General features: G+C 35.7%; 37 protein-coding genes and 1 pseudogene. 34 read left to right on the top strand and 4 right to left on the bottom strand.

Going from position 1 to position 20,174, the window contains the following annotated elements; genetic code table 11:
* Positions 1–419: 419 nt before the first annotated feature.
* Together KI356_RS04830 and KI356_RS04835 are read left to right on the top strand one after the other, a co-directional pair.
* The gene (locus KI356_RS04830; protein ID WP_212934899.1) at positions 420–1,730 is read left to right on the top strand and encodes an Lrp/AsnC family transcriptional regulator; all 1,311 of its coding nucleotides are present in this window, start codon (positions 420–422) and stop codon (positions 1,728–1,730) included.
* Positions 1,731–2,028: 298 nt separating this feature from the next.
* Positions 2,029–2,382, top strand: coding sequence for a hypothetical protein (locus KI356_RS04835; protein WP_212934900.1), 354 nt, complete (start codon positions 2,029–2,031; stop codon positions 2,380–2,382).
* 166 nt (positions 2,383–2,548) lie between these two features.
* Here the strand turns inward: KI356_RS04835 and KI356_RS04840 are convergent, their stop codons facing one another.
* From KI356_RS04840 to KI356_RS04850, 3 genes are all read right to left on the bottom strand, one after another.
* Positions 2,549–2,827 carry a hypothetical protein gene (locus tag KI356_RS04840; protein ID WP_212934901.1) on the bottom strand — a complete coding sequence of 93 codons (279 nt, stop codon included), beginning with the start codon at positions 2,825–2,827 and terminating at the stop codon, positions 2,549–2,551.
* Positions 2,828–2,941: 114 nt separating this feature from the next.
* Entirely contained in the window at positions 2,942–3,523 is a 582-nt protein-coding gene (locus KI356_RS04845) for a DUF4352 domain-containing protein (RefSeq protein WP_212934902.1), read from the bottom strand.
* Positions 3,524–3,853: 330 nt separating this feature from the next.
* On the bottom strand, positions 3,854–4,171 hold the full coding sequence (locus KI356_RS04850; RefSeq protein ID WP_212934903.1) for a helix-turn-helix domain-containing protein: 318 nt from the start codon (positions 4,169–4,171) through the stop codon (positions 3,854–3,856).
* Between the two features lie 516 nt (positions 4,172–4,687).
* On the opposite strand from KI356_RS04850, the gene KI356_RS04855 reads away from it, so the two are divergent.
* From KI356_RS04855 to KI356_RS04865, 3 genes are all read left to right on the top strand, one after another.
* A complete protein-coding gene (locus KI356_RS04855) occupies positions 4,688–5,815 on the top strand; it encodes an AimR family lysis-lysogeny pheromone receptor (RefSeq protein ID WP_212934904.1) in 1,128 nt (375 codons plus the stop codon).
* A gap of 34 nt (positions 5,816–5,849) precedes the next feature.
* A complete protein-coding gene (locus KI356_RS04860) occupies positions 5,850–6,002 on the top strand; it encodes a hypothetical protein (RefSeq protein WP_212934905.1) in 153 nt (50 codons plus the stop codon).
* Between the two features lie 145 nt (positions 6,003–6,147).
* Positions 6,148–6,285 carry a hypothetical protein gene (locus tag KI356_RS04865; RefSeq protein WP_212934906.1) on the top strand — a complete coding sequence of 46 codons (138 nt, stop codon included), beginning with the start codon at positions 6,148–6,150 and terminating at the stop codon, positions 6,283–6,285.
* Between the two features lie 5 nt (positions 6,286–6,290).
* On the opposite strand, the gene KI356_RS04870 is transcribed toward KI356_RS04865, so the two are convergent.
* Positions 6,291–6,641 (bottom strand): helix-turn-helix domain-containing protein, encoded by a 351-nt coding sequence (locus KI356_RS04870; protein WP_212934907.1) that lies wholly within the window; start codon positions 6,639–6,641, stop codon positions 6,291–6,293.
* Positions 6,642–6,864: 223 nt separating this feature from the next.
* Between KI356_RS04870 and KI356_RS04875 the strand changes: the two genes are divergently transcribed.
* The 29 genes and pseudogenes from KI356_RS04875 to KI356_RS05020 all read left to right on the top strand — a co-directional run bounded on the left by KI356_RS04875 (position 6,865) and on the right by KI356_RS05020 (position 20,051).
* Positions 6,865–7,062, top strand: a complete 198-nt coding sequence (locus tag KI356_RS04875; protein ID WP_212934908.1) for a helix-turn-helix domain-containing protein — start codon at positions 6,865–6,867, stop codon at positions 7,060–7,062.
* Positions 7,063–7,131: 69 nt separating this feature from the next.
* Positions 7,132–7,854, top strand: coding sequence for a Rha family transcriptional regulator (locus tag KI356_RS04880; RefSeq protein ID WP_212934909.1), 723 nt, complete (start codon positions 7,132–7,134; stop codon positions 7,852–7,854).
* Positions 7,855–7,963: 109 nt separating this feature from the next.
* Positions 7,964–8,104, top strand: a complete 141-nt coding sequence (locus tag KI356_RS04885) for a hypothetical protein (protein ID WP_212934910.1) — start codon at positions 7,964–7,966, stop codon at positions 8,102–8,104.
* Between the two features lie 109 nt (positions 8,105–8,213).
* Entirely contained in the window at positions 8,214–8,402 is a 189-nt protein-coding gene (locus tag KI356_RS04890) for a hypothetical protein (RefSeq protein WP_212934911.1), read from the top strand.
* A gap of 111 nt (positions 8,403–8,513) precedes the next feature.
* Positions 8,514–8,714 (top strand): hypothetical protein, encoded by a 201-nt coding sequence (locus KI356_RS04895; protein WP_212934912.1) that lies wholly within the window; start codon positions 8,514–8,516, stop codon positions 8,712–8,714.
* A gap of 1 nt (position 8,715) precedes the next feature.
* Complete coding sequence (locus tag KI356_RS04900) at positions 8,716–9,651, top strand: YqaJ viral recombinase family nuclease (RefSeq protein ID WP_212934913.1); 936 nt, start codon at positions 8,716–8,718, stop codon at positions 9,649–9,651.
* A 13-nt stretch (positions 9,652–9,664) separates the two neighbouring features.
* Positions 9,665–10,492 (top strand): recombination protein RecT, encoded by an 828-nt coding sequence (gene recT, locus KI356_RS04905; protein ID WP_212934914.1) that lies wholly within the window; start codon positions 9,665–9,667, stop codon positions 10,490–10,492.
* Positions 10,493–10,661: 169 nt separating this feature from the next.
* The gene (locus tag KI356_RS04910) at positions 10,662–10,883 is read left to right on the top strand and encodes a hypothetical protein (protein WP_212934915.1); all 222 of its coding nucleotides are present in this window, start codon (positions 10,662–10,664) and stop codon (positions 10,881–10,883) included.
* On the top strand, positions 10,884–11,762 hold the full coding sequence (locus KI356_RS04915) for a phage replication protein O (protein WP_212934916.1): 879 nt from the start codon (positions 10,884–10,886) through the stop codon (positions 11,760–11,762). It abuts the gene before it with no gap.
* The gene (locus tag KI356_RS04920; protein WP_212934970.1) at positions 11,746–12,504 is read left to right on the top strand and encodes an ATP-binding protein; all 759 of its coding nucleotides are present in this window, start codon (positions 11,746–11,748) and stop codon (positions 12,502–12,504) included. The genes KI356_RS04915 and KI356_RS04920 overlap by 17 nt, the downstream gene beginning before the upstream one ends.
* A gap of 16 nt (positions 12,505–12,520) precedes the next feature.
* Positions 12,521–13,066, top strand: coding sequence for a hypothetical protein (locus tag KI356_RS04925; RefSeq protein WP_212934917.1), 546 nt, complete (start codon positions 12,521–12,523; stop codon positions 13,064–13,066).
* 23 nt (positions 13,067–13,089) lie between these two features.
* A complete protein-coding gene (locus KI356_RS04930; protein WP_212934918.1) occupies positions 13,090–13,353 on the top strand; it encodes a hypothetical protein in 264 nt (87 codons plus the stop codon).
* On the top strand, positions 13,268–13,555 hold the full coding sequence (locus KI356_RS04935; RefSeq protein WP_098810639.1) for a helix-turn-helix domain containing protein: 288 nt from the start codon (positions 13,268–13,270) through the stop codon (positions 13,553–13,555). The genes KI356_RS04930 and KI356_RS04935 overlap by 86 nt, the downstream gene beginning before the upstream one ends.
* Positions 13,552–13,821: a hypothetical protein gene (locus KI356_RS04940; RefSeq protein ID WP_212934919.1), complete on the top strand. Its 270-nt coding sequence runs from the start codon at positions 13,552–13,554 to the stop codon at positions 13,819–13,821. The genes KI356_RS04935 and KI356_RS04940 overlap by 4 nt, the downstream gene beginning before the upstream one ends.
* Positions 13,822–13,834: 13 nt before the next feature.
* A complete protein-coding gene (locus KI356_RS04945; protein WP_212934920.1) occupies positions 13,835–14,143 on the top strand; it encodes a hypothetical protein in 309 nt (102 codons plus the stop codon).
* A gap of 250 nt (positions 14,144–14,393) precedes the next feature.
* Positions 14,394–14,828: a hypothetical protein gene (locus KI356_RS28460; RefSeq protein WP_212934971.1), complete on the top strand. Its 435-nt coding sequence runs from the start codon at positions 14,394–14,396 to the stop codon at positions 14,826–14,828.
* Positions 14,829–14,836: 8 nt separating this feature from the next.
* Positions 14,837–14,986, top strand: coding sequence for a Fur-regulated basic protein FbpA (locus KI356_RS04955; protein ID WP_212934921.1), 150 nt, complete (start codon positions 14,837–14,839; stop codon positions 14,984–14,986).
* Positions 14,967–15,377, top strand: coding sequence for a YopX family protein (locus KI356_RS04960; protein ID WP_212934922.1), 411 nt, complete (start codon positions 14,967–14,969; stop codon positions 15,375–15,377). The genes KI356_RS04955 and KI356_RS04960 overlap by 20 nt, the downstream gene beginning before the upstream one ends.
* Positions 15,377–15,736 (top strand): hypothetical protein, encoded by a 360-nt coding sequence (locus KI356_RS04965; RefSeq protein WP_212934923.1) that lies wholly within the window; start codon positions 15,377–15,379, stop codon positions 15,734–15,736. The genes KI356_RS04960 and KI356_RS04965 overlap by 1 nt, the downstream gene beginning before the upstream one ends.
* Positions 15,737–15,820: 84 nt before the next feature.
* Positions 15,821–16,096 carry a glutaredoxin family protein gene (locus KI356_RS04970; protein ID WP_212934924.1) on the top strand — a complete coding sequence of 92 codons (276 nt, stop codon included), beginning with the start codon at positions 15,821–15,823 and terminating at the stop codon, positions 16,094–16,096.
* A gap of 12 nt (positions 16,097–16,108) precedes the next feature.
* Positions 16,109–16,321 carry a hypothetical protein gene (locus KI356_RS04975; RefSeq protein ID WP_212934925.1) on the top strand — a complete coding sequence of 71 codons (213 nt, stop codon included), beginning with the start codon at positions 16,109–16,111 and terminating at the stop codon, positions 16,319–16,321.
* Complete coding sequence (locus tag KI356_RS04980) at positions 16,296–16,808, top strand: dUTP diphosphatase (protein WP_212934926.1); 513 nt, start codon at positions 16,296–16,298, stop codon at positions 16,806–16,808. Before KI356_RS04975 ends, KI356_RS04980 begins: the two co-directional genes overlap by 26 nt.
* A 191-nt stretch (positions 16,809–16,999) precedes the next feature.
* Positions 17,000–17,248 (top strand): hypothetical protein, encoded by a 249-nt coding sequence (locus tag KI356_RS04985; protein ID WP_212934927.1) that lies wholly within the window; start codon positions 17,000–17,002, stop codon positions 17,246–17,248.
* A 91-nt stretch (positions 17,249–17,339) separates the two neighbouring features.
* Positions 17,340–18,210: pseudogene (locus KI356_RS28120) on the top strand (DNA cytosine methyltransferase).
* A 97-nt stretch (positions 18,211–18,307) separates the two neighbouring features.
* The gene (locus KI356_RS05000; RefSeq protein ID WP_212934930.1) at positions 18,308–18,670 is read left to right on the top strand and encodes a beta barrel domain-containing protein; all 363 of its coding nucleotides are present in this window, start codon (positions 18,308–18,310) and stop codon (positions 18,668–18,670) included.
* A 27-nt stretch (positions 18,671–18,697) separates the two neighbouring features.
* Positions 18,698–19,123 (top strand): DUF1064 domain-containing protein, encoded by a 426-nt coding sequence (locus tag KI356_RS05005; RefSeq protein WP_212934931.1) that lies wholly within the window; start codon positions 18,698–18,700, stop codon positions 19,121–19,123.
* 14 nt (positions 19,124–19,137) lie between these two features.
* Positions 19,138–19,326 (top strand): hypothetical protein, encoded by a 189-nt coding sequence (locus tag KI356_RS05010; RefSeq protein WP_212934932.1) that lies wholly within the window; start codon positions 19,138–19,140, stop codon positions 19,324–19,326.
* A 139-nt stretch (positions 19,327–19,465) separates the two neighbouring features.
* Positions 19,466–19,849, top strand: coding sequence for an ArpU family phage packaging/lysis transcriptional regulator (locus tag KI356_RS05015; protein WP_212934933.1), 384 nt, complete (start codon positions 19,466–19,468; stop codon positions 19,847–19,849).
* Positions 19,850–19,874: 25 nt separating this feature from the next.
* Positions 19,875–20,051 (top strand): hypothetical protein, encoded by a 177-nt coding sequence (locus tag KI356_RS05020; RefSeq protein ID WP_212934934.1) that lies wholly within the window; start codon positions 19,875–19,877, stop codon positions 20,049–20,051.
* The last annotated feature ends 123 nt before the right edge of the window (positions 20,052–20,174 follow it).

Raw genomic sequence — 20,174 nt, forward strand, 5'->3', positions numbered from 1 at the left:
ATGTTAACGTTAATATTAACGTAATGTAATTTATACATTATCTTTATGTAGATTTAATAATAACAAAATAAAAACATATCATTTTGTTTTTGTCAATTTAACATGATGCTAATAAATTCTTTAATAACAAGCCTTTCCCTGCATGATTACATAAAAAAAGACAAACGCAATGCTTGTCGTCTGTCCTTGTATCTCTATTAATCTTGCGTTACAATAAATGTAGAAAACAATCGAATAAATGGACAAAGGGCCTATTCTCTCCCCGACCAAAGTTTGAGAATAAACCCTCCAATAAGTTACACAAGGTGTGTACCCTGTTGTTAATTAATTTATGTCTCTATGATATCAAATTTAAACAATAAGGTAAATACTTTTATACTCTTGTGTGACTTCCTTTTATTCTCTAAGGAGGTCTATTTGTGTTAGCTGTACGGCAATCACAGGAAACATTTATTGATGAGTGGCATGAATGCTATTTATCAGAGTATAAAAAAAGTGGATATATAGCCGTTTTAGATTTGAGCGGTAGCGAGAAAAAGCAATTATGGATAGGTACGAATGATGTTAAAACTCTTTCGAATATGTCTAATCCTTCAAATAAGGACTTTTATCTATCTCTGAATAGTTTCACATTCGGAAGTAGGAAAGCGACGGATTTAAAGCAAATAAGAAACATTGGCGTGGATTTAGATTTTTACAAGTTGGATATTTCAAAAGAGTACGTGATTCGAAATTTACAAGATTGTATCGCTGAAGGGTTGTTACCATGTCCAAACCTTGTAATGTACGGAAGAGGAATGCAGCTGATTTACACTGTACAAGGTGGAGCGGCTCCGCAAATGGCATTTTTATCACAGTACATAACAAATCATTTCATAAAGATGTTAATGCCGTTAGGAGCCGACGGATCATGCAGTGACCTTTCAAGGGTTTTACGCATGCCATATACGACTCATAGCAAAACAGGCAAGCAAATAGAACTAGAAATTTGGACAAGACGTGAGCATGATTTACAGGAATTATATGATTATGTACCGCCTTTAGAAAAGAAAAGACCAAGACGATCAAAACCAAGTAAAAAAGGTTCACTTTCAACATTACCTTCTCAAAAAGGTGTAATGAATCTTTATAGTTTAAATACAAAAAGGAAATCAGATTTAGAGAAGATTGTAATGCTCAGAAACGGCGAAATAGAGCACAGGCACGACATGACATACATTTATGCCTTCACTACAGCTTTAATCGTTAAAAACCAAGCAGCGACGCTTGAAATGACGTTTCAATTAAATGATAAGTTCAAAGAACCGCAAAAACGAAAAGAAATAGAACGGACAGCAAAAGATGCGTACAAAGACGCGATTGCATTTTTTGATGCGTTTGCATCTAACAACTTCAATAAACAAGGACTACCATACGGTTTAATAAAACCAATGAAAACAGAGACGATTTTTAAGAAGTTAGATATTAAATTGACGGAAAAAGAGCTTGAAATTATGGATACCTTGATTGATTCTGAAGAGATTAAGCGTAGAGATAAATTAAGAAAACGAAAAGCGCGTGGATCAGTAAGTCAAGATGAATATTCAAAGAAATTGTTTGATGATAAAAACACAAAGTTAGAAACTATAAAAAAAATAATAAGAAAAGATCCAACGGCATCTATCAGAAAGATAGCAGAAGCAACAGGGTTATCTAAATCAGTAGTTGCAAGATTAAAAAAAGAAATATAATGTCCCACTCCTGTCTCTTTAAAGCATAGTTATATGGGCTTGCTAGTAGGTGTCCCATCCCTGTCCTTTTAAAGCAATAGTTATTTGCATTGTTTAACTATTTAATTACGAACCTCCTATTTAGGGGGTTTTTATTATGTTAGGGGACTGTTAGAATATGTTCTATTTCTGAATTTGGTTTTATCAATTAGATATAGTACGTGAAATTTATTTAGATAAGTTTATTTTTACGTCAACAAAAACTGATATGAGGGTGTTATCCTATTATTAGATTAATTAATAGAAGAGGGGATTGAATATGTTATTGGATTTTGAAATTATGGATTTAGGTTTTACTGAAGAGGATATTGCAGAGATTTCTAATCACTTTGAATGTAATCTTACTATAGTGGATTGGGAAGATATAATGTTATTTGAAAACGATGAGGCTATTTTTAAACATCTCTTTATTGAAGATCAAACTAATGAAGCGATTATTGAGACCTTATTAGAGATGGGTGAAGTTTCGGCAGAAGATTTAGCTGATGGTCAAACTGTAATGGATTATATGATAGATAATGGTGATGAAATTATTTTTAAGTTGCCTAATGGTAGATGGGCTATATTCACTTATGAATTGTTACGCAAAGAGGCATTACAACAAATGGATTAATTATAGAATGGGAAAAGGGGCGCTTTATGCGTCTTTTTTATAAAGAAAAGACACCCTAAGGTGCCTTACTCCGACTTGAACCATCTTAAATAAGGCATATAATTTCAAAAAACTGTTTGTACTTTCCTTATCAAGATTCTATTCCTCATGTGTTTTTATACAATCGTTAAAAACGATTTCTTTTATCATCTAAAAACCCTTCAAGCAACCAAAAAATTCCTTTTAACACGAACAGACCAATAAAGAATAAGCTTACAAAAAAGTTTACATAAGGAATTATTACAAATGCCCACTCACGTTGCCTCATGCCTTTGTCGTAGGAGTCCTTCCCCCACATTACATCTTTATTATTTACTCCCCAGTAGACAATACATGCAGGTATAATATAACCCCAAAAAAAGTTTGAAGATACTAATCCATACAATACCCCTACCATTGCACCCATTGTGTTCTCCCCTTCTTAACGATGCGTTTAATAAATAGTATATTTTAATTAAACACATCCTATTTTATTTATGTCAGAGAGTGAAATAAAAGCACTCTTTCGAGTGCCTTTTTGCTATTCCACTTTTAATGTAATTTCTTTCCCTGCTAGACCACCGCGAGCCTTTAATGCCAATCCTTGTACATCTTTAGGTACATCAAATACTATTTTCCCTGTTTGTGATAGTCCAGGATTTAATTTTTCTAACAAGAATTTAGAGTTACCGCCATTCGCAACGTTTAACTTAATTTGAGCAGCAGAGCTAGTTGAAAACTCACGACCTTGATTATCGACTAATTTAAAGCTATTACTACTTAATGTAATTGCATCTTTTTGATTGTTTGTAAGTGTTAATTCAACAATTTTAAAGACCCCTTGAGCTTTTTCGTTTACATATTCTGTTCCAACTGACTCTAAAGTTTCAACAGATCCAACAGTAATTTTAACGTTTGAGGATTCCCCTTCTTTAGAAAGTTCTTTTGGTTCCTCTTTTTTAGCTTCTTTTTCTTTCTTTGGAGCATCTCTTTTCGTTTCTTGTTTTGATTCAGTAGATGCTTTCTCCTTTGGATCATTACTACCATCAACAACCGCAGCAATAAAGATGATAACGACAATCGCTATTACCCCTAAACACCCAAACTTAAAGAATTTACCCATTATGTATTTCCTCCTATGATCAAATGTAAGATTTCTCAACCAATCATAACAAATCCGGTTATAAATATATTGTCATATTATGTCGAATGAAAATAAAAAAAGAGAGCCGGGGCCCTCGCTGGTAAGAATGGTCAAATAATGTCAAATTTTACCTCTAGATATTGGAAAAACTTTCTTTTATGATGTAATCAACAGATATACAACACCAAATTACGACTCGAAATATAAGGCGCTGTAACGCTTCATATTTCACTTTTGACCGCTTTAAGTAGTTTAGTATAGTAAACACGATTGAAACTTATTATGTAGTGAACTGGAAGGTGTGATGAACTACATAAAATACTTCTTAATCAAATAAGTGTATTCAACTAACAGATTTAAAGCCTTCTTTTGTGGTTCGGTGTCTAAATTGGATATCTGATCCAAAATCACTTCAAATTGTGGTGGCATACGATATGTTCTACCTACCAGGTTATCCAAAGAAATATTATAAAGATCGCTAATTTTTATGAGCGTTGAAAGATCTGGTTCAGCACGATTGCCTTCCCAATTTGTATATGTTGAACGAGCAACATTCAAATAGACGGCTACGTCATTTTGAGACAAACCTTGTTTCTTTCGAAAATAAATTAATCGTTCTCCAAGCAATGTAATGCACCGCCCTGTCTAATATTGGACAATTATAATCGAATGCAGGCATTAAATGGTATATATTTGGATAAAACGATTAGTTTATAAACAAAAAACAAACAAAATGTTGGATTTCAAAACGTATAAAAAACGTATAGAACAAATGTTTGTTTAGTGGTAAAATATGCATATGGGTATTTTTATGTAAGATTTTTTTCATAAGGGAAACGTTGATATATAGCGTTTTCCTAACTTTCTCAATAAAAATCAGATAATCATAGGACTGAATATTGGGAAAGTTGTGTTATTATGGTAATAACTAAATCGGACGCAAAAAAGACTCATAACTGTGTAAGTGTTTTTGCGAGAACCCTTACACCGTCCTCCCTAAAGCAGGTAGGGAAAACACTTGTCATAAGTCTTATACATACATATTATAGCATACAACACAGATGCAATGACACGTTTTCCTTAAAATGTTAAAAACTACTAGGGGTAACGTGTCTTTTTTGTTCCACAAGGGGGACAAATACTGTGCAAAGTGTTTTGGCTAAAATTAATGATGATTTATATTCTCAAAAAATAAGTAACAGACAATTATCTGTAATACTTGATGTAAGTCATACTAAAACAAATGAAATGTTATCAAATAAAAGAGAATTTGATTTCGTTGATTTCGTAAGGGTTTTACAAATACTTTACCCTAATGATGTGAACTTAAGAAGGAGTTATATCCAGTTGTTTTCTCGGAATATGTCTCCAAAAAACATCAGGCTAGGTATGGAGTTTTTAAACTTATATGGAGAACTTACATTACAGAAAGGCTTAGTGGAGAGGGCGTTAACATCATCTAATCGAGTTAATAAACAGTTAGCAGAGGTATATGATTTACTACATCAACGAAGTGGAGAAGAGATTACTAAAAAAGATTTCCATAAACGAATTGAAGGAAAAAGAAAAGAAAAGAAAATCACAAGTAATGAACTTCGAATTGTTTCTGATTTCGCATTGATTTACTCATTTTTAGATTATAAAAATTACCAAATGGTTTTGGAGTACACTCAAGAGTTAACAGGGTGCATTGAAAATATAAAGAATAGTTCTTTAGCTCATTCTTTCTCGATACGAGCAAAAGAAATGAAAGCATCTAGTAACCATCGGACAAATAACTTAGAGTTAGCAAGATCACTGTGCAAAGAAATCATAAATGATAAAGATAACCTGTATATCGGAACGACAGCGAATGCATATTGTATCCTTGCTGAATCTTATTCGTTAACTGATTTCGAAACATCTAAATCGTTTTTGCAACGTGGGTTGTCGTTGCTTCGTAACCCTACAAATAAAAAGTTAGTTATCAGGAAGAGAGTCTTAGAAAATACATTAGATTTCCTTAGACTTCACTGGGGAAAAGAATTGGATCTAGTCCAGACTTATCATGATGCTGAATTAGCCTTTTTGTACATTAAAACAAATCGAAAGAGTGAAGCAATTGCGATTCTAGAAAAAATCGAACGTGAAAACGGATGTCTTTCGGCATTCCAAGAATATTATAAAGGTCTTGCTACTGGAGACAAAAAATACTTCGAAAAGTCCATAGAAAAATTTGAAAAAACAGGTGATTTTTTCTATATTTCTCTACCGAAACAATCCTTAAAATGATATAATCGAGGTATAAATAAAGGTGGTGAAATGATTGAAGTCAAAGATCATTAAATCGATTTTAGCAATGGTTGCTGTAGCGTGTTTTTCTTTCGCTATTGTACAAACAACAGATGCACAACAAGTCGAAGAAGCTAAAGCACCTGAAGTATATATGCGAGTTGATCCTGGTGGAGCCGGTGGTTAATTAAATAGATATAAAGAATGACACTATCATTGCGATAGTGTCATTCGTGCTTTTAGAGGGTGGAACGCTTTTTGACAAATTTGCAAAACCGTTCCGTATGTGAAAGATTCACAAACTAATATGAAGTTATTGGAGGATGTTGAGGATGGAGAAAGTACAAGTTGAAAGTGTAGAAATAGAAATCAATACGGCGTTAAGCGATATTGTGAGTGCAGCGCACACAGGGGACTCAATATCATATGAAATGTTATTAAAAATAAAAGAAGCGATTGGTAGCATCTAAAGCTATCAATCGCCCGATATTTTAACAAGGTTTCTTATTATTTCTAAAAGTTCTTTTTGTTTTTCGGGGTTTTTTGTTCTTATTTGAGACATAAGGTCTTCTAATTCATCTTTTGCTGTAATATTAGGGTCTTTCTCATCCGATTCACCTAATACATAAGATACAGAAACGTTTGATATTCTGGCAATTTCCAAGCTCATCTTTTTAGATGGGCATTTTTCACTTTCTTCATTTTCCCACATTGATACTGCTGATCTACTTTGCATACCTAATGCTTCAGCAAATTCTCTTTGGCTAAGTTTAAGTATATCTGTCCTTATTTCCTTAACTCGTCTACTAATTAGTTTATAATCCATTGTTTTTAATCACCTTAATATTTATTAGTAATTCTAATCTTACTAATGATATGAAATCTTCCCTTATTATTAAATTTAACAAAAATGTTCTCAAAATGACAACACTTTTTAGTGAAATAACAGAGATCATAAAAATTTTTATATTTTTTAAAATTAGGGGTTCTCAAAATGAGACTCCCTATGTTATACTCAAAACAACGAAACGAACAAAGGGTGATACCGAATGAAATTGAACACTGAAAAAATAAGAGAGCTTAGACTTTCTAAAGGTTTCACGCAGGTTGAAGTAGCTAAAACAATAGGTTATACGAGCAGGAATTCGTATTCACAAGTTGAAACGGGAAAACGTGAACCTAACTTACATAGATTATCTCTATTAGCGAATCTGTATGAAGTAACAATCGATGAGTTGATAAAATAGTATATTTTTTTGACTCATAGGTCTCAAAATGAGACGTCTCAAAAGAAAAACAAATAAGGAGGAACGGAAATGAATCAATTACAAGTTCTGCAACATCCAGTAAGTGAGTTTGTCTTTACAGAAGGGAACAAAGTAGTAACCGACAGTTTAACAATTTCTCAAATGTTTGGTAAGCGTCACGATCATGTGATGAGGGACATCGAAATTCAAATTGAAAAACTACTTGAAGCAGGCGAACAACAATGGGGTATCACCAACTTTGGGGAGACCCAATATCAACAGCCGCAAAATAAACAATGGTATGACAAATACAACTTAACAGAGGATGCATTCGCAATTGTCGCAATGAGCTACATAACACCTGAAGCGATGAAGATGAAAATTAAGTTTCTAAATGAATTCAAACGAATGAAAGAACACATCCAAAAAATACAGCAACAACCTATTTCAATAGAAGATGCAGTGATTCACAGTATGACGGAGTTAAAACAACTTAAAACGAGACAAGATCATACAGATGAGGAACTGAGCAAAGTGAAACATCTTGTAGATAATGAGGTTTGGCTAACAGAACAAAACAAAGAAGCTGTACAACGAAAAGTAAAACGTCGTGTATTTGAACTAAAAGAAGAAGGTTACGACAATGCATCATACCAAGCCGTGTACGGAGCATTGAAGAAACACTTTGGAGTTGCTAAATACGATAAGATCCCACGTAAATATTATCAGAACGCTATGAAATTTGTGTCTGGATGGTATCCGCCAGAAAGACCGATGGAAGGAGCGATGTAAATAATGTAAAGCTCACTATCCCTGATAATTGTCGCGTTAGCTATATGTTTATCAACATACTTAGTGCACCGAGTAGATGTTGCAGCAAAGAAAGCAGGATGGCTTGAAGATGACAAATAAAGAGCAGCGAGATGAATACGAACAAAAGAAACTCTCGTGGATCATAAAGGATTTAAGGGCTAGAGGAATACATAACAGCGCAGATAAGGTTGAGGAAGCACATAAGAAGTATATCACTCTAGCTAAATAGGACAAGCCTTCGCTTGTCGGAATATTCAGGAATCTAACGGTATTCCCCACCTAGCAAATGGGTTCCTGGATATTCCGATGCTCGAAAGCATCAAGAAAGGAGAATTAAGATGTCACCGTGTTTCGAACCAACATATTGCAATGATTTAGAAGGAAACAAGTACTTATGCAGATTTGAACATTATGAAGTGGAAAGTCGTTTTGAAGGTGAACCGCCTGAATGGAAGGTTGACATCATCGAATTTATGCCAATTATCCCTATCTATAAATGTTGGGGAAAAGGAATTAAAACAAAATAAAAAGAGCCGACTACGCCTAATAATCGACTCTTTTTGAAGAAATGACGCAATATATTGAAACTCTATTATAACACGGTCGTTTCTTCTAAGTAAATAAGGAGGAATGTGGAAATGATTGAAAATCCAATCACTTACGGAAATAGCCATGATTCATCAGCGAGAGACTTCATTGAACTTTGTTGCGGATGTGAGGGTGAGATCTACTACGGAGAAAGTTGCTTGGACTTCGGTGGTGATTACCTACACGCAGAAACAGAGTGCATTACTCAATATGTAAAATCTCATTCTACAGAGAAAGTAGCAGGTGAATAAGATGGAAGCGAATGTACTTATAACAACTGAAGATATGGTCCATGAACAATGGCTAGAAGCAAGAAAAGCAGGTATCGGTGGTTCTGATGCAGCAGCTATTGCAGGTTTAAATAAATGGAGTTCTCCAATTGGAGTTTATTACGACAAAACAAGTGAAATTGTTAAAGACCAATTACCAAGTGAAGCAGCATACTTCGGTAACGTTTTAGAAGAAATTGTAGCAGAAGAATTCAGTAAACGAACGGATTTGAAAGTTAGAACATGCAACGCAATCTTACAACATCCTGATTATCCTTGGATGCTTGCAAACGTGGACAGGCTTGTTGTTGGTGAAAAGATAGGACTTGAGTGTAAAACAGCATCTGAATACTTAAAGAAAGAATGGGAAGGCGAAGAAATTCCAGCATCTTATCTTCTACAGTGCCAACACTATATGGCTGTTACAGGCTATAAAGCGTGGTGGATTGCGGTACTAATTGGTGGTAACAAGTTCATCTATAAAAAGATTGATCGTGATGAGGACATCATCCAGTACTTAATCGATATAGAAAGAGACTTTTGGTTGAATCACGTTGAGAAAAGAATTCCTCCTATGTTTGATGGGTCCGATGCATCATCTACATTACTTAAAGAAATGTATCCAGATTCGGTTGAAGATAGCGAAATTGAGCTAGGTAATGAGGTTGAACTATTAATAGAAGCTCGTGACCAAGTGGATAAAGAAATTAAAGTATTAGAAGAACAAAAAACCGAGTATGAAAACAAAATTAAAGAAAAACTTGGTTCAAATGAAGTCGGGAAAACAGAGAACTACAAGGTTTCTTGGAAAACACAAATTGCTAACCGTATTGATAGTAAACGATTAAAAGAAGAACAACCGGAATTGTACAAGCAGTACTCAAAAGAATCTAAAAGTAGAAAGTTCACAGTTAAATAGGAGGAAATGAAAAATGGCAAACAATGAATCTATTAAAAATCAATTAGCAAACCGTACTGAAAATAAACCTGCAAGCCCTGAGCAAACAGTTGAAGCTTATATGAAGAAAATGGGCCCAAGAATGGCAGAAGTATTACCGAAACACATGGATATGGACCGTATGAGCCGTATAGCTCTTACAACGATACGAACTAACCCAACGCTATTAGAATGCACTGTACCTTCTCTTATGGGGGCTGTGATGCAAGCGGTGCAGCTTGGATTAGAACCAGGATTACTAGGGCATTGCTACTTACTCCCTTTCAATAAAAATGCAGGAACAAAGCAGAATCCTGAGTGGATAAAAGAAGTTCAATTCATTATTGGATACAAAGGAATGATTGACCTCGCAAGACGTTCAGGTCACATACAAAGCATTTACGCTCATGCAGTGTATGAACACGACGAGTTCGAATACGAATTAGGGTTACATCCTAAATTGACACATAAACCTTCATTTGGAGATCGTGGAGCATTCATCGGAGCTTACGCAGTCGCTCATTTTAAAGACGGTGGATACCAAATGGAGTTCATGCCAACGAGCGAGATTGAAAAGCGCCGTGGACGTTCTAAATCAAAAGATTTCGGGCCTTGGAAAAGCGATTATGAAGAAATGGCAAAGAAAACAGTCGTAAGAGCGATGTTTAAATACTTACCAATTAGCATCGAAGTTCAAACACAGGCACAACATGATGAAGTGGTTCGAAAGGATATTACAGCAGAACCGGAATTCATTGAAGTAGAAGAAACTAGTGAGGATTCAGCAAATAATGGACAATCAGAAATCGTGTTTGAACAATGATCAATACCCAAAGCAAGGTACTCCTTCCGGCTTGGTGCTGGAAGGATGCCAAATCAACAGACGAAGTGAAACAAAACGTACTGAAATATATAAATCCAAAACGCTACCCAGGTTATAGGGTCCTGAAAGTATCGAAAGGATTTGCTATCTGTGAAAGGGAGAATGCATGATGTTCCAAGTACCTGTGAGACGTGGATCAATGAAAGAAATGTTAATAGCAGTTCGTGATTTAGAAAAACGAGGTTATGACTATATAACACCAATCAAGAAAGTGTATAGAGCAGAAAAGACTTTCCATCATGAAGGTAAATTTAGAGGAAGAGACAAGGTTCGATTCACAGGAATGGAAGACTTAGTGAGTTATGAATGTTGGATGAAGAAGGTGAATTAAATGGCTAAATACAGACACGTACAGACTTCATTCTGGTCAGATGCAAGAGTTTCAGAAGAGATGACACCAGAGGATAAATACTTTTATCTCTATCTAATGACGAACGAGCACACAAATCAAATTGGAGTTTATCAGATAACTAGAAAACAAATGGCTTTTGAATTAGGTTACTCGATTGAAAGTGCAAAAGCTTTATTAGATCGCTTCATTAATCATCATGACTTGGTGGTTTATAACGAAGAAACAAGAGAACTTTGCATACTTAATTGGGGCAAATACAACCTTAACAAAGGTGGTAAGCCAATTGAGGATTGTATCAAAAAAGAGCTTAAAAGTATTAAAGATTTATCGTTAGTAAGACTGGTGTTAGAACGAACGGAAAACATCTCGTTAGTACAAAAAGTCAGTGTTTATGCGGGTCTTGACGATACGTCCCACGATACGTCCACGATACGGGGACAAAAAGAAAAAGAAAAAGAAAAAGAAAAAGAAAAAGAAAAAGAAAAAGAAAAAGAAAAAAAGACCTCCCGTCACAAGTTTGAAACTTGCGACACCAATGGGGCTAAGTATTTGTTTGAAAAAATTAAAGGTAACAATCCTAAGCAAAAAGAACCAAACTTCGATAATTGGGCAAATGAATTTAGATTAATGCGAGAACGTGATAACAGAGAACCACAAGAGATTAAAGATGTTATTGATTGGTGCCAAGCGGATCCATTTTGGCAAGGGAACATCTTATCTGCTAAAAAGCTACGTGAAAAGTTCGATCAGCTAACAATCCAAATGAATTCTAAAAAAGGAGCGAAAAGCAATGCAGAGAGCAGCGGCAGCAATACCAACCGATATAGCCAAAAAGGTGAATATGACTATGGATTCTGATGTTTGTGATACGCATGGCATGAATAAGATGAAGTTCGGTGGACAAGTTGTTTGCCCTCGTTGCTTCCTTGAAAACGAAAGTAAGAAGCTTCAGCAACAAGAACAAGCGAAATACGATGCGGATAAAGCGAACGAGAAGAAATTCATGTTCCACCAGCAAAGCATGATTGCCGATAGCAATATTAAGAAAGCAAATTTTGATAACTACCAACCTACTAGCGAGGAAGGAGCGAAGAACCTTGAACTTGCAAAGGCCATCGCAACGGATTATCTCAACGAAAAGGTGTTTAACACGATTATGGCCGGAAATTGCGGAGCAGGGAAAACACATCTTGCTTATGCTATCGCAGATCAACTTGCAGGAGCAGGAAAGTCAGTTGTATTCGTTACAGTCGGCGAATTACTACGGAAGATTAAAAGTACGTTCAGTAAAGATTCCTCCTTAACTGAGGATGCGATCATTCGAAGCTTAGTGAGAGCGGAAATATTAATAGTCGATGATTTAGGAGCAGAGTTAGGTGCGTTAGATGCCAATACAAAAGCGACAAACTTCATTAATAGGGTGTTATTCGATGTTTTCGATGGAAGGCAAGGTAAATCTACTATCTTCACAACAAACCTTACAGGAGAGCGTTTAGAGGGCGCATATGACGAACGGATTGTATCACGTATCTTCAATAACTTTAAAGCGCTGGTTTTCAAAGATACAAAGGATTATAGAAGAAAGGCATTGCCATTTTAAAAGGGGGAATTAAGAAATGAACAAGGACATTCAATTTTTAAAAGAATTGCAGCAGGAATTTAAAACGCAGGAAATCGACTGCCAAGCATCACCACGCTTTTGGGTTATTAAGGATTATCGAATTGTTCCAGGAAACGAGAAATATGACAGTGGGTATGAGGAGCGTTTCTTTAATGATGGCGATCACGTTGCGTTTCCTAAGTTTAGTAATTTTAAAGAATTCTTGGAGGATTATTACGAGGAAGAAATTGAGGAAGATGAAGAATTATTGGCACTTATCAATGATGAGAACGAGAGGTTCGATGAGTTATGGGAGTATGTAGAAAACAATTTAAATGATGACGGTTACTTTGATACAGCTTTTGTGAAAGAAGAAGAGTTCATTGTTCCTGACACGATGTTTTTAACAAAAGAAGAAGCTAAAAGCCACCTTAAAACAAATAATTATCATTACACTTCAAAAGCTCACACATACGCTATGACAGCATGGAGAGCGCCGAAAGTGAAACGATTACTAAATATATTAGAAACATTTGATTGGGATGCAATTAGTACAAAATAACCATTTTAAAAGGGGGAATAACAATGTGTGCATGTAACGGAACGGGAGTAATTCAGAACGACATTGGAACAGGGATGTATCAAATTGGGCCATGTATTTGCGAAGCGGCAAACATTACGCCAGAAGAAGTGGATAGAAAACGTCATGCCGTTATGGCGAGACTAAGAGCGATTCATCAATTACAACTGGAGGGGAAATGGGATGCCAAGACTTGGAACGGATTTGGAAAAGGAGAATTACACAATCGCAGCACAGCAAAGGAAATACATGAAGAATTCGCGTCGTAACATGTATATCGCTTTAGAAGAACTGGACCTGGTGTTTGATGAAAGCGAAGTGATTCGATTGCAAGAAATGTGGAAAGAGAACAAAAACATTATCGAAATTGCAAAAGAACTGGGAAGACACCAATTAGAAATCGCAGCATTAATAATGGATCAAGCGGATAAGAACGAAATTAAATCCCGTCCAATGGGGTTAGGAGCATGAAACAACTAACACTGGATGATGTTGTGGGGAGTTTCGATTATGCAGCAACAAGCACATCAGAGCGATTCTTAGCGAAGACACCCGTCATAACGACATACGCTGTGGAATTCTATGACAAGGAAGAAAAGCAACGTATTGATTGGTTCGATGTTAAGACGGAAAGCGAAGCGTGGAGCGCAGCAGTGAAAGAACATGGTAAAGGTATTCAGAAGATTGGGATAACTCGTTCTGACCGTACGAGAGATGAAATCATGGCATTGGATTAGGAGGAAAAAGAGAATGGCTTTAGATCGTTGGTTAACCGATGAGGAACGAGCAAGGGCAGCAGCTAACGGAATAGCTAAAAAAACATTATACTATCGGCTCTATAGAACGGATAAATGGGAACTGGAAGAAGCCTTAACAGCGCCACCTGGAACGGTTAGACATAATTATGAAGGAAAGAATCATAAGTGGCTTAAATTAGCCAGAGAGAACGGTATAAATACAAATACTTTTAATGACAGATTAAGACGTAAATGGGGACATTATAAAGCAGCTACAAAACCGGTGAGAAAAAAGAAGGTGTCAGGAAATGAAAAGCAATGAAAAACCAACCAATGAACAATACGAGATAGCAGAACGTAATGGTATCAGTAGGGTTAATGTAAATCAGCGAATTCGGTCAGGAAAGAAAACGATTAAAGAAGCAATCACTAAACCTATTCATGGTGAATTTAAAAGAAAATATCAAAAGTATATAGAGTTAGCTCAACTGAACGGAATTAGTTATTCAGCGTTCTATGCAAGGATAAAACTCAGTAAAAGGCATGTGTGGACGCCTTACGAAGCTGCAACTATCCCAACTAAAAAATATAGTGTTAGAGATAAAGACGGACAACCAAACCCAACTATAAAAGACTATGAAAAAGCTGAACAAATAGGAATTAGCAAGAAAAACGTAGATCAGAGGATAGATTGTGGATGGAGTGTTGAACGCGCAATAACAACTCCAGTCGGAACAAGTTGGGAAGGTCAGGAAAAGAATACAAAGTTACTGAAATTAGCAGAGAAAAATGGGATTAGCGAATCAACCTTCTATAGAAGGAAACGTAACGGCATGACGCCATACCACGCAGCTACCGCACCAAAAGGATTCGAAGAGTACATTCCTTTAGCGGAAGCAAACGGTATTAGTAATAAAGCATTTTATCAACGGGTTAAAAGGAAGATGGATCCGTATGAAGCAGCAACAAAACCACCGCGTAAATATAAGAAGAAGCAAATCAGCTAGGAGGAAAGATGGATAGGAAACAAATCTACATCGATGTGTTACTACATAAAGGGATTTATAAAGAAGAAAATACAGGACGTCAGCTTTATGAGATGTCGGAGCAGGAGTTATTCGAATTGATAAAAGGGGATGGAGAGAATGAGAGAGATAAAGTTTAGAGCATGGGACAACGTGAAGGATGAAATGTATTACGTCGGTGAAGAAGGAAATATAAGTTTTGGACTAGAGTCTAACGGTATTGTTGCATATGACTTAACAGAAGAGGAAGAAGAATTTAAGATTTTACATCATCTTAAATACATGCAATACACAGATTTAAAAGACAAAAACGGTAATGAGATTTATGAAGGTGATGTTGTTGATACGGTCTACGATGGAAAGTTATTTACTGGAGTAGTCATTTATGACGAATCTGAATTGGATTTTAAAGCAACAAATGGTGAAGAAAACTACGGTAGTAATTTTCAGTATCTTCCATGTTGCGATGAGGTAGAAGTAATCGGAAATATCTACGAAAACAAAGAATTATTAAAAGGAGATGAAAAATAATGAAATATACACAGCATGGCACGTTTGAAGTAACTCAATTATTAGCAGAAGCGAAGCAAAGAACATTTGTAATCCCTTATGATCATGGATGGATTATCACTTTCTCTGAAGTCAAAGGTAAATACGTTGGTGAGCATGAAGGAATAAAGCTTTTAGTTCATTTTGATAAATATTTATGTATGTATTGTGCTTCGGAATTAAGTTCAGGAATATGTGTTGCAAGGTCATTTAAAGAGAAATATGTGGTCCGGAAAGCCAAAAGAAGAATGGCCATTAAAAGAGGAGATTTCGAAAAGTATATCACTGCCCTTATAGAAGAATGTGGAGTTTTAAATGATGAAGAAGGAGCGAAACGATGAACGTAACAAGCTGTAATTACACGTATTGGGAAGAAGCAATTAAAGAGTTTTATAGAAAACAAGAAGTGGAAAGAGGTAAAAAGAATGGAAACTAAGATCATTATGTTTACGGGTAATACATGTTCAAAATGTATGAGAGCAAAGGCGATGCTTAATAATACGCCGCCAGGAATTGAATTTGAGTTAATTGAAAGAAATGTGGATGAAAATGAAAGTGATATGGAATTTCTTACGAAAAAATTGAAATCTAATTCATTACCTACTTTTCTTATCAACCCGGAAGAGGGTTCGACGGATTATAAACCATTGATTGGTTTTGATGAAAACATCGGCAAGATTATGAAAGCAATAGGACTATGAAGGGGTGTTTGGATGAAGGCTGAACATATCGAACTGTATGAACAAGCGCTGAATCACGAACAAGGACAAGCTAGTAAATGGTTTTGCGAGGTTAATAATTTAGAAGCGCAATTGCAAATAGCGAAGTCACATTACAAGCACCACACGGAAGAAAGAGATAGATTACAAAACTTAGTTGTGAGATGGAAGGGGCAAGGAAATGTTAAACATTCAGAAGATATTTGAAGCGCAAGATAAGTTAGATCGTAAAGTTGTTGAGGTTCACGGATTACAAGGGCAAAACCTAACTGGAGACGTGACACAGGCGTTATATACGGAGTTAGGTGAGTTAAGTAATGAGATTGGGTTCTTCAAGTATTGGAAAAAGAACAAAAAGGATGACAAGGCGCGTCAGTACGATGAATGGGCGGATTGCATGCACTTTATGGCGAGTTTGGGTAATAAGTACGGGCATGTAGAAATAATTTCAAGTGATTTTGCAAAAGAAGTATTGGTCGATGATGTAAAATACATGATTTCTGAAGATGTTAGTTATCATAATCTATTCAAAAAAATATACAAAGCGGAATTAAATAAAATATCAGATTATGGAATCTCGTTATCTTGCTTGTTAGTAATTGGAATGAAATTAGGAATGACCTATGAAGATATGGAAAAGTCGTATTTCGATAAGAATCAGGTTAACTATGATCGGTTAGCAAGCGGATATTAATATCAAATTTGAATTTTGTAGAAAAGGAGAATGAACATGGAAGGTCAATGTGAACATTGCGAATGCGAATTTGAAGTGAATTTTACTGATTATCTATTGAGTGATGAACCGTATTTAAGTTTTTGTCCTAATTGTGGTCAAAAGGTAGATTAAACATTTTATAACAAAAGCGTTATTTTGGAGGTATTTTAATGATTGGTCAATACGCTAAATATTGTCGCATGGAAGCCATCATTACAAAGGTCTTTGATGATTGTATGGAAATTTATTTCAAAAGACCGAATCCGTATTCACTATTCACGAGCGGAGAATGGGTTAGGGAGATTGTAGATGGTTCTGAATTTGAAAAATCACTTAAACCAATATTTGTAGACGGTAAACCTGTAATGGTGAAGAAAACAATATTCGGCAACATAAAATATTTAAATTTCCGTCATTAAACAAAAACGCTATTTTAGCAGAAAGCGAGGTGGTGATATGAGTCTTACTTTTATAGATTGGTTCGCTGGTGTTGGTATGACACGTATCGGGATGGAACAGGCAGGGCATAAATGTGTTGGCTATTGCGAATTTAATGGCCCAGCAAGAAAAACATATGCAACTATGCATAGCACGGAAGGGGAATGGGCAGAAAATGATATCAGATATGCAAAAGGAATTGATATTCCGAGAGCTGATATTTGGTGTGCAGGGTTCCCTTGTACCGATATATCAAAGAATGGAAAGCAAAAAGGACTTGCAGGAGAACGATCCGGATTATTTACAGAAGTTATCCGGCTCATCAAAGAAGTACCTGAACATAAGAAACCTGCCTACCTGCTCTTTGAAAACGTTGATAACACATTATCAGTCAATAAAGGATGGGACTTTGCCCGTATTCTCACTGAAATGGATGGAGTCGGGTATGATGCGGAATGGGATGTTATCACCTCAACAGAGGTTGGGATCCCTCAAAGGAGGAAAAGAATATTCATTGCAGGATATCTTAGAGGTTCAGGTGTCCGACGAATATTTAGTTGATACAGAAAAGAACAGCTGCATTTTAGAAGTAACGAAAGATTATGTAAAAGTAAGACAGGCCACTAAACAAGGATATGACATCGGTGTAGTCGGTGACGCTATTAATATAGCAGTACCAACATCTAAGACACGCAGAGGTCGCATAGGGCATGGTGTAGCGCAAACATTACTTAGATCCAGGGAACAAACTACTTTACGTGACGGGAAGTTATACTGGCTCACAGAAAGAGAATCGTGGCGATTACAAGGGATTCCTGACGAATACTTTGATCGTGCTAAAGAAGTAACATCGCCAAATCAATTGTATGCACAGGCTGGCAACGGATTGACGGTTAATATAGCGAAGTTTATTGGTTTAAGGATGGGATATGAAGAAGAATAAAAGAGCAGCTAGCAAAAGCTAACTGCTCAGGTTAAGAAATGGGTTGTCTACAGTATTGACGGAATATTGAGTTTTATTCAGGGGAGGAAGAAGAAAAATGGCTAAAATCAAAATAATAGAAGGTCAGGAAATATTCGTTACTAATTTAGGTGGTTGGTACTCAAAACCTAAGGCTAATTTAGAAAAGTGGATTGTTGTTAAAGCAAATGGCACAAGCTTTTATGCTAATCCAGAAGGTGTAGAAGATAGATCACCATATAAATTCAGTCAAAAAGATTTTCTTCATAGAAGCGGTTTTGCTGATGATTATAAAGCGTATCTTACAGAAAACGAATATTGGGAAATGATTGAACGTGGTAAAGAAAGAGTCCAATTAAGAAAAGAATTAAAAGACACGGTCGATAAGATGTCACTGATAGAACTACGTAAATTAAAAGAAGTACTATTTTCAACAAAATAATCCTTTGATAGAAAGTGAGGTTACTAGTTGATTAAGAAAAGAAAACAGCAGAAACGAAAGAAAGCAACGAAACCGAAGATTAGAAGTAAAGAAGTTATATATGATGATATAAAATTCGATAGCAAAACAGAATGCGACTATTATAAGTACCTAAAAACAAGGGGTGACGTCTTGCAAATAGATGTTCATCCCGAATACGAACTAATCCCAACATTCACGATTAAAAGCAGTATAACAAAGAGTGGGAAGTCGAAAAAGGCAGCTATGAGGTTTACACCAGACTTTAAAGTAACGTACTCAGATGGGCGTGTAGAGGTTGTAGATGTTAAAGGCCATAAGAAGGCAATCAATGAAGGGTTCCCGTTACGTAAGAAGTTATGGGAGTACTTAAATAAACAGGAGTTAATCGTTGTGATATGGGACAAGAAGTTAGGTGAATGGACAAGATCATAAAGGGAGCTGAGTAGATGATTCCAAGATACAAAGGTACAAGAGAATTCATGCTGTATATGAAAGAGCTGGGTTTTGGGAGTAATCAGTATGTTTGGATATTCGATGTATTTAAGTATCGTGAGTTAATACAACATTTAGAAGAAGGATGGGCTATTCATGATGAGGATAAGAGGATGTCAGCTTTACAGAGAACAACAGCTTAATGGATAACGGAACCATGCAGAGTAGATTGGTGGGGGCTACTTTACTAAGCATGTTTCCCTTATTCAGTAGACAATCATTAAAATTTCACGTACCTAATGTGATGTTAAAAAGACAAATTCAGAAATAGGGGGATTACAGATGGAGCAATTAGCATTCTTTCCAGAGCTAGATAAAAAGACAGAAAAGAAGGTACAAAAGGAAGTTGTAAAAATTTTAAAGGATTACAGAGCTTTAAAGGTTTGTCTTGAAAATAAAGCTGAACAAAAACGAGAAGGTGTTAGCCCATTCCCCGAAATTCGAGATACGAAGCATATTAATGAAATCAAGTTTAGACAGGTAGAGAGGGTGTTGGATTATGGTTTGGATGAAGATGAAGCTAATATCATTAAGCTGAAGTATTTAAGCAATAAGAAGTTGACAGACGATTATATTTACAATGAATTATTAATTAAAAAAGATCCTTACTACGTGAAGAAAAAGAATGCTGTTAGATTGATTGCTACGGCATTAGGGATGATTTAATTTTCAAGAGAAGGAGAGTAAGAGTATGAACTATATGTATGTTATTTATACACTAGATACCTTTGCAAGAAAAAGTAATATAGCTATCGCTAAAACAGAAGATGATGCAAATAAAGCAATTATGGGTTTGAGAGCAAACGGTATGAATGTTGGATATGACAAAGTAGAAATTTGGGAAACTATAACACTAATACAAAACTGAAAAACACCGAGAAAATCCCGACAAAATAGGGGATAAAAAGGGGGAATTTTGTTAATGAAATCAACGGTATTCTTAATGTACAAGCTCTTTGAAAACCGCATAACGAAGAGGATTAGTACACCT

This window comes from Bacillus hominis (assembly GCF_018332515.1).
Taxonomy (GTDB): Bacteria; Bacillota; Bacilli; order Bacillales; family Bacillaceae_G; genus Bacillus_A; species Bacillus_A hominis.

Bases quoted from the DNA above. Each gene is read 5' to 3' on its own strand.
- KI356_RS04875 (WP_212934908.1), top strand. From the start codon at position 6,865: ATGAAATTGAACACTGAAAAAATAAGAGAGCTTAGACTTTCTAAAGGT.
- KI356_RS04835 (WP_212934900.1), top strand. From the start codon at position 2,029: ATGTTATTGGATTTTGAAATTATGGATTTAGGTTTTACTGAAGAGGAT.
- KI356_RS04880 (WP_212934909.1), top strand. From the start codon at position 7,132: ATGAATCAATTACAAGTTCTGCAACATCCAGTAAGTGAGTTTGTCTTT.
- KI356_RS04870 (WP_212934907.1), bottom strand. From the start codon at position 6,641: ATGGATTATAAACTAATTAGTAGACGAGTTAAGGAAATAAGGACAGAT.
- KI356_RS05000 (WP_212934930.1), top strand. From the start codon at position 18,308: ATGGCTAAAATCAAAATAATAGAAGGTCAGGAAATATTCGTTACTAAT.
- KI356_RS04935 (WP_098810639.1), top strand. From the start codon at position 13,268: ATGCCAAGACTTGGAACGGATTTGGAAAAGGAGAATTACACAATCGCA.
- KI356_RS04840 (WP_212934901.1), bottom strand. From the start codon at position 2,827: ATGGGTGCAATGGTAGGGGTATTGTATGGATTAGTATCTTCAAACTTT.
- KI356_RS05010 (WP_212934932.1), top strand. From the start codon at position 19,138: ATGATTCCAAGATACAAAGGTACAAGAGAATTCATGCTGTATATGAAA.
- KI356_RS04960 (WP_212934922.1), top strand. From the start codon at position 14,967: ATGAGAGAGATAAAGTTTAGAGCATGGGACAACGTGAAGGATGAAATG.
- KI356_RS04845 (WP_212934902.1), bottom strand. From the start codon at position 3,523: ATGGGTAAATTCTTTAAGTTTGGGTGTTTAGGGGTAATAGCGATTGTC.
- KI356_RS04965 (WP_212934923.1), top strand. From the start codon at position 15,377: ATGAAATATACACAGCATGGCACGTTTGAAGTAACTCAATTATTAGCA.
- KI356_RS04930 (WP_212934918.1), top strand. From the start codon at position 13,090: ATGTGTGCATGTAACGGAACGGGAGTAATTCAGAACGACATTGGAACA.
- recT (WP_212934914.1), top strand. From the start codon at position 9,665: ATGGCAAACAATGAATCTATTAAAAATCAATTAGCAAACCGTACTGAA.
- KI356_RS04885 (WP_212934910.1), top strand. From the start codon at position 7,964: ATGACAAATAAAGAGCAGCGAGATGAATACGAACAAAAGAAACTCTCG.
- KI356_RS05015 (WP_212934933.1), top strand. From the start codon at position 19,466: ATGGAGCAATTAGCATTCTTTCCAGAGCTAGATAAAAAGACAGAAAAG.
- KI356_RS04900 (WP_212934913.1), top strand. From the start codon at position 8,716: ATGGAAGCGAATGTACTTATAACAACTGAAGATATGGTCCATGAACAA.
- KI356_RS04910 (WP_212934915.1), top strand. From the start codon at position 10,662: ATGTTCCAAGTACCTGTGAGACGTGGATCAATGAAAGAAATGTTAATA.
- KI356_RS05020 (WP_212934934.1), top strand. From the start codon at position 19,875: ATGAACTATATGTATGTTATTTATACACTAGATACCTTTGCAAGAAAA.
- KI356_RS04940 (WP_212934919.1), top strand. From the start codon at position 13,552: ATGAAACAACTAACACTGGATGATGTTGTGGGGAGTTTCGATTATGCA.
- KI356_RS04920 (WP_212934970.1), top strand. From the start codon at position 11,746: ATGACTATGGATTCTGATGTTTGTGATACGCATGGCATGAATAAGATG.
- KI356_RS04970 (WP_212934924.1), top strand. From the start codon at position 15,821: ATGGAAACTAAGATCATTATGTTTACGGGTAATACATGTTCAAAATGT.
- KI356_RS04890 (WP_212934911.1), top strand. From the start codon at position 8,214: ATGTCACCGTGTTTCGAACCAACATATTGCAATGATTTAGAAGGAAAC.
- KI356_RS04980 (WP_212934926.1), top strand. From the start codon at position 16,296: ATGTTAAACATTCAGAAGATATTTGAAGCGCAAGATAAGTTAGATCGT.
- KI356_RS04915 (WP_212934916.1), top strand. From the start codon at position 10,884: ATGGCTAAATACAGACACGTACAGACTTCATTCTGGTCAGATGCAAGA.
- KI356_RS04955 (WP_212934921.1), top strand. From the start codon at position 14,837: ATGGATAGGAAACAAATCTACATCGATGTGTTACTACATAAAGGGATT.
- KI356_RS04945 (WP_212934920.1), top strand. From the start codon at position 13,835: ATGGCTTTAGATCGTTGGTTAACCGATGAGGAACGAGCAAGGGCAGCA.
- KI356_RS04895 (WP_212934912.1), top strand. From the start codon at position 8,514: ATGATTGAAAATCCAATCACTTACGGAAATAGCCATGATTCATCAGCG.
- KI356_RS04985 (WP_212934927.1), top strand. From the start codon at position 17,000: ATGATTGGTCAATACGCTAAATATTGTCGCATGGAAGCCATCATTACA.
- KI356_RS04925 (WP_212934917.1), top strand. From the start codon at position 12,521: ATGAACAAGGACATTCAATTTTTAAAAGAATTGCAGCAGGAATTTAAA.
- KI356_RS04975 (WP_212934925.1), top strand. From the start codon at position 16,109: ATGAAGGCTGAACATATCGAACTGTATGAACAAGCGCTGAATCACGAA.
- KI356_RS04865 (WP_212934906.1), top strand. From the start codon at position 6,148: ATGGAGAAAGTACAAGTTGAAAGTGTAGAAATAGAAATCAATACGGCG.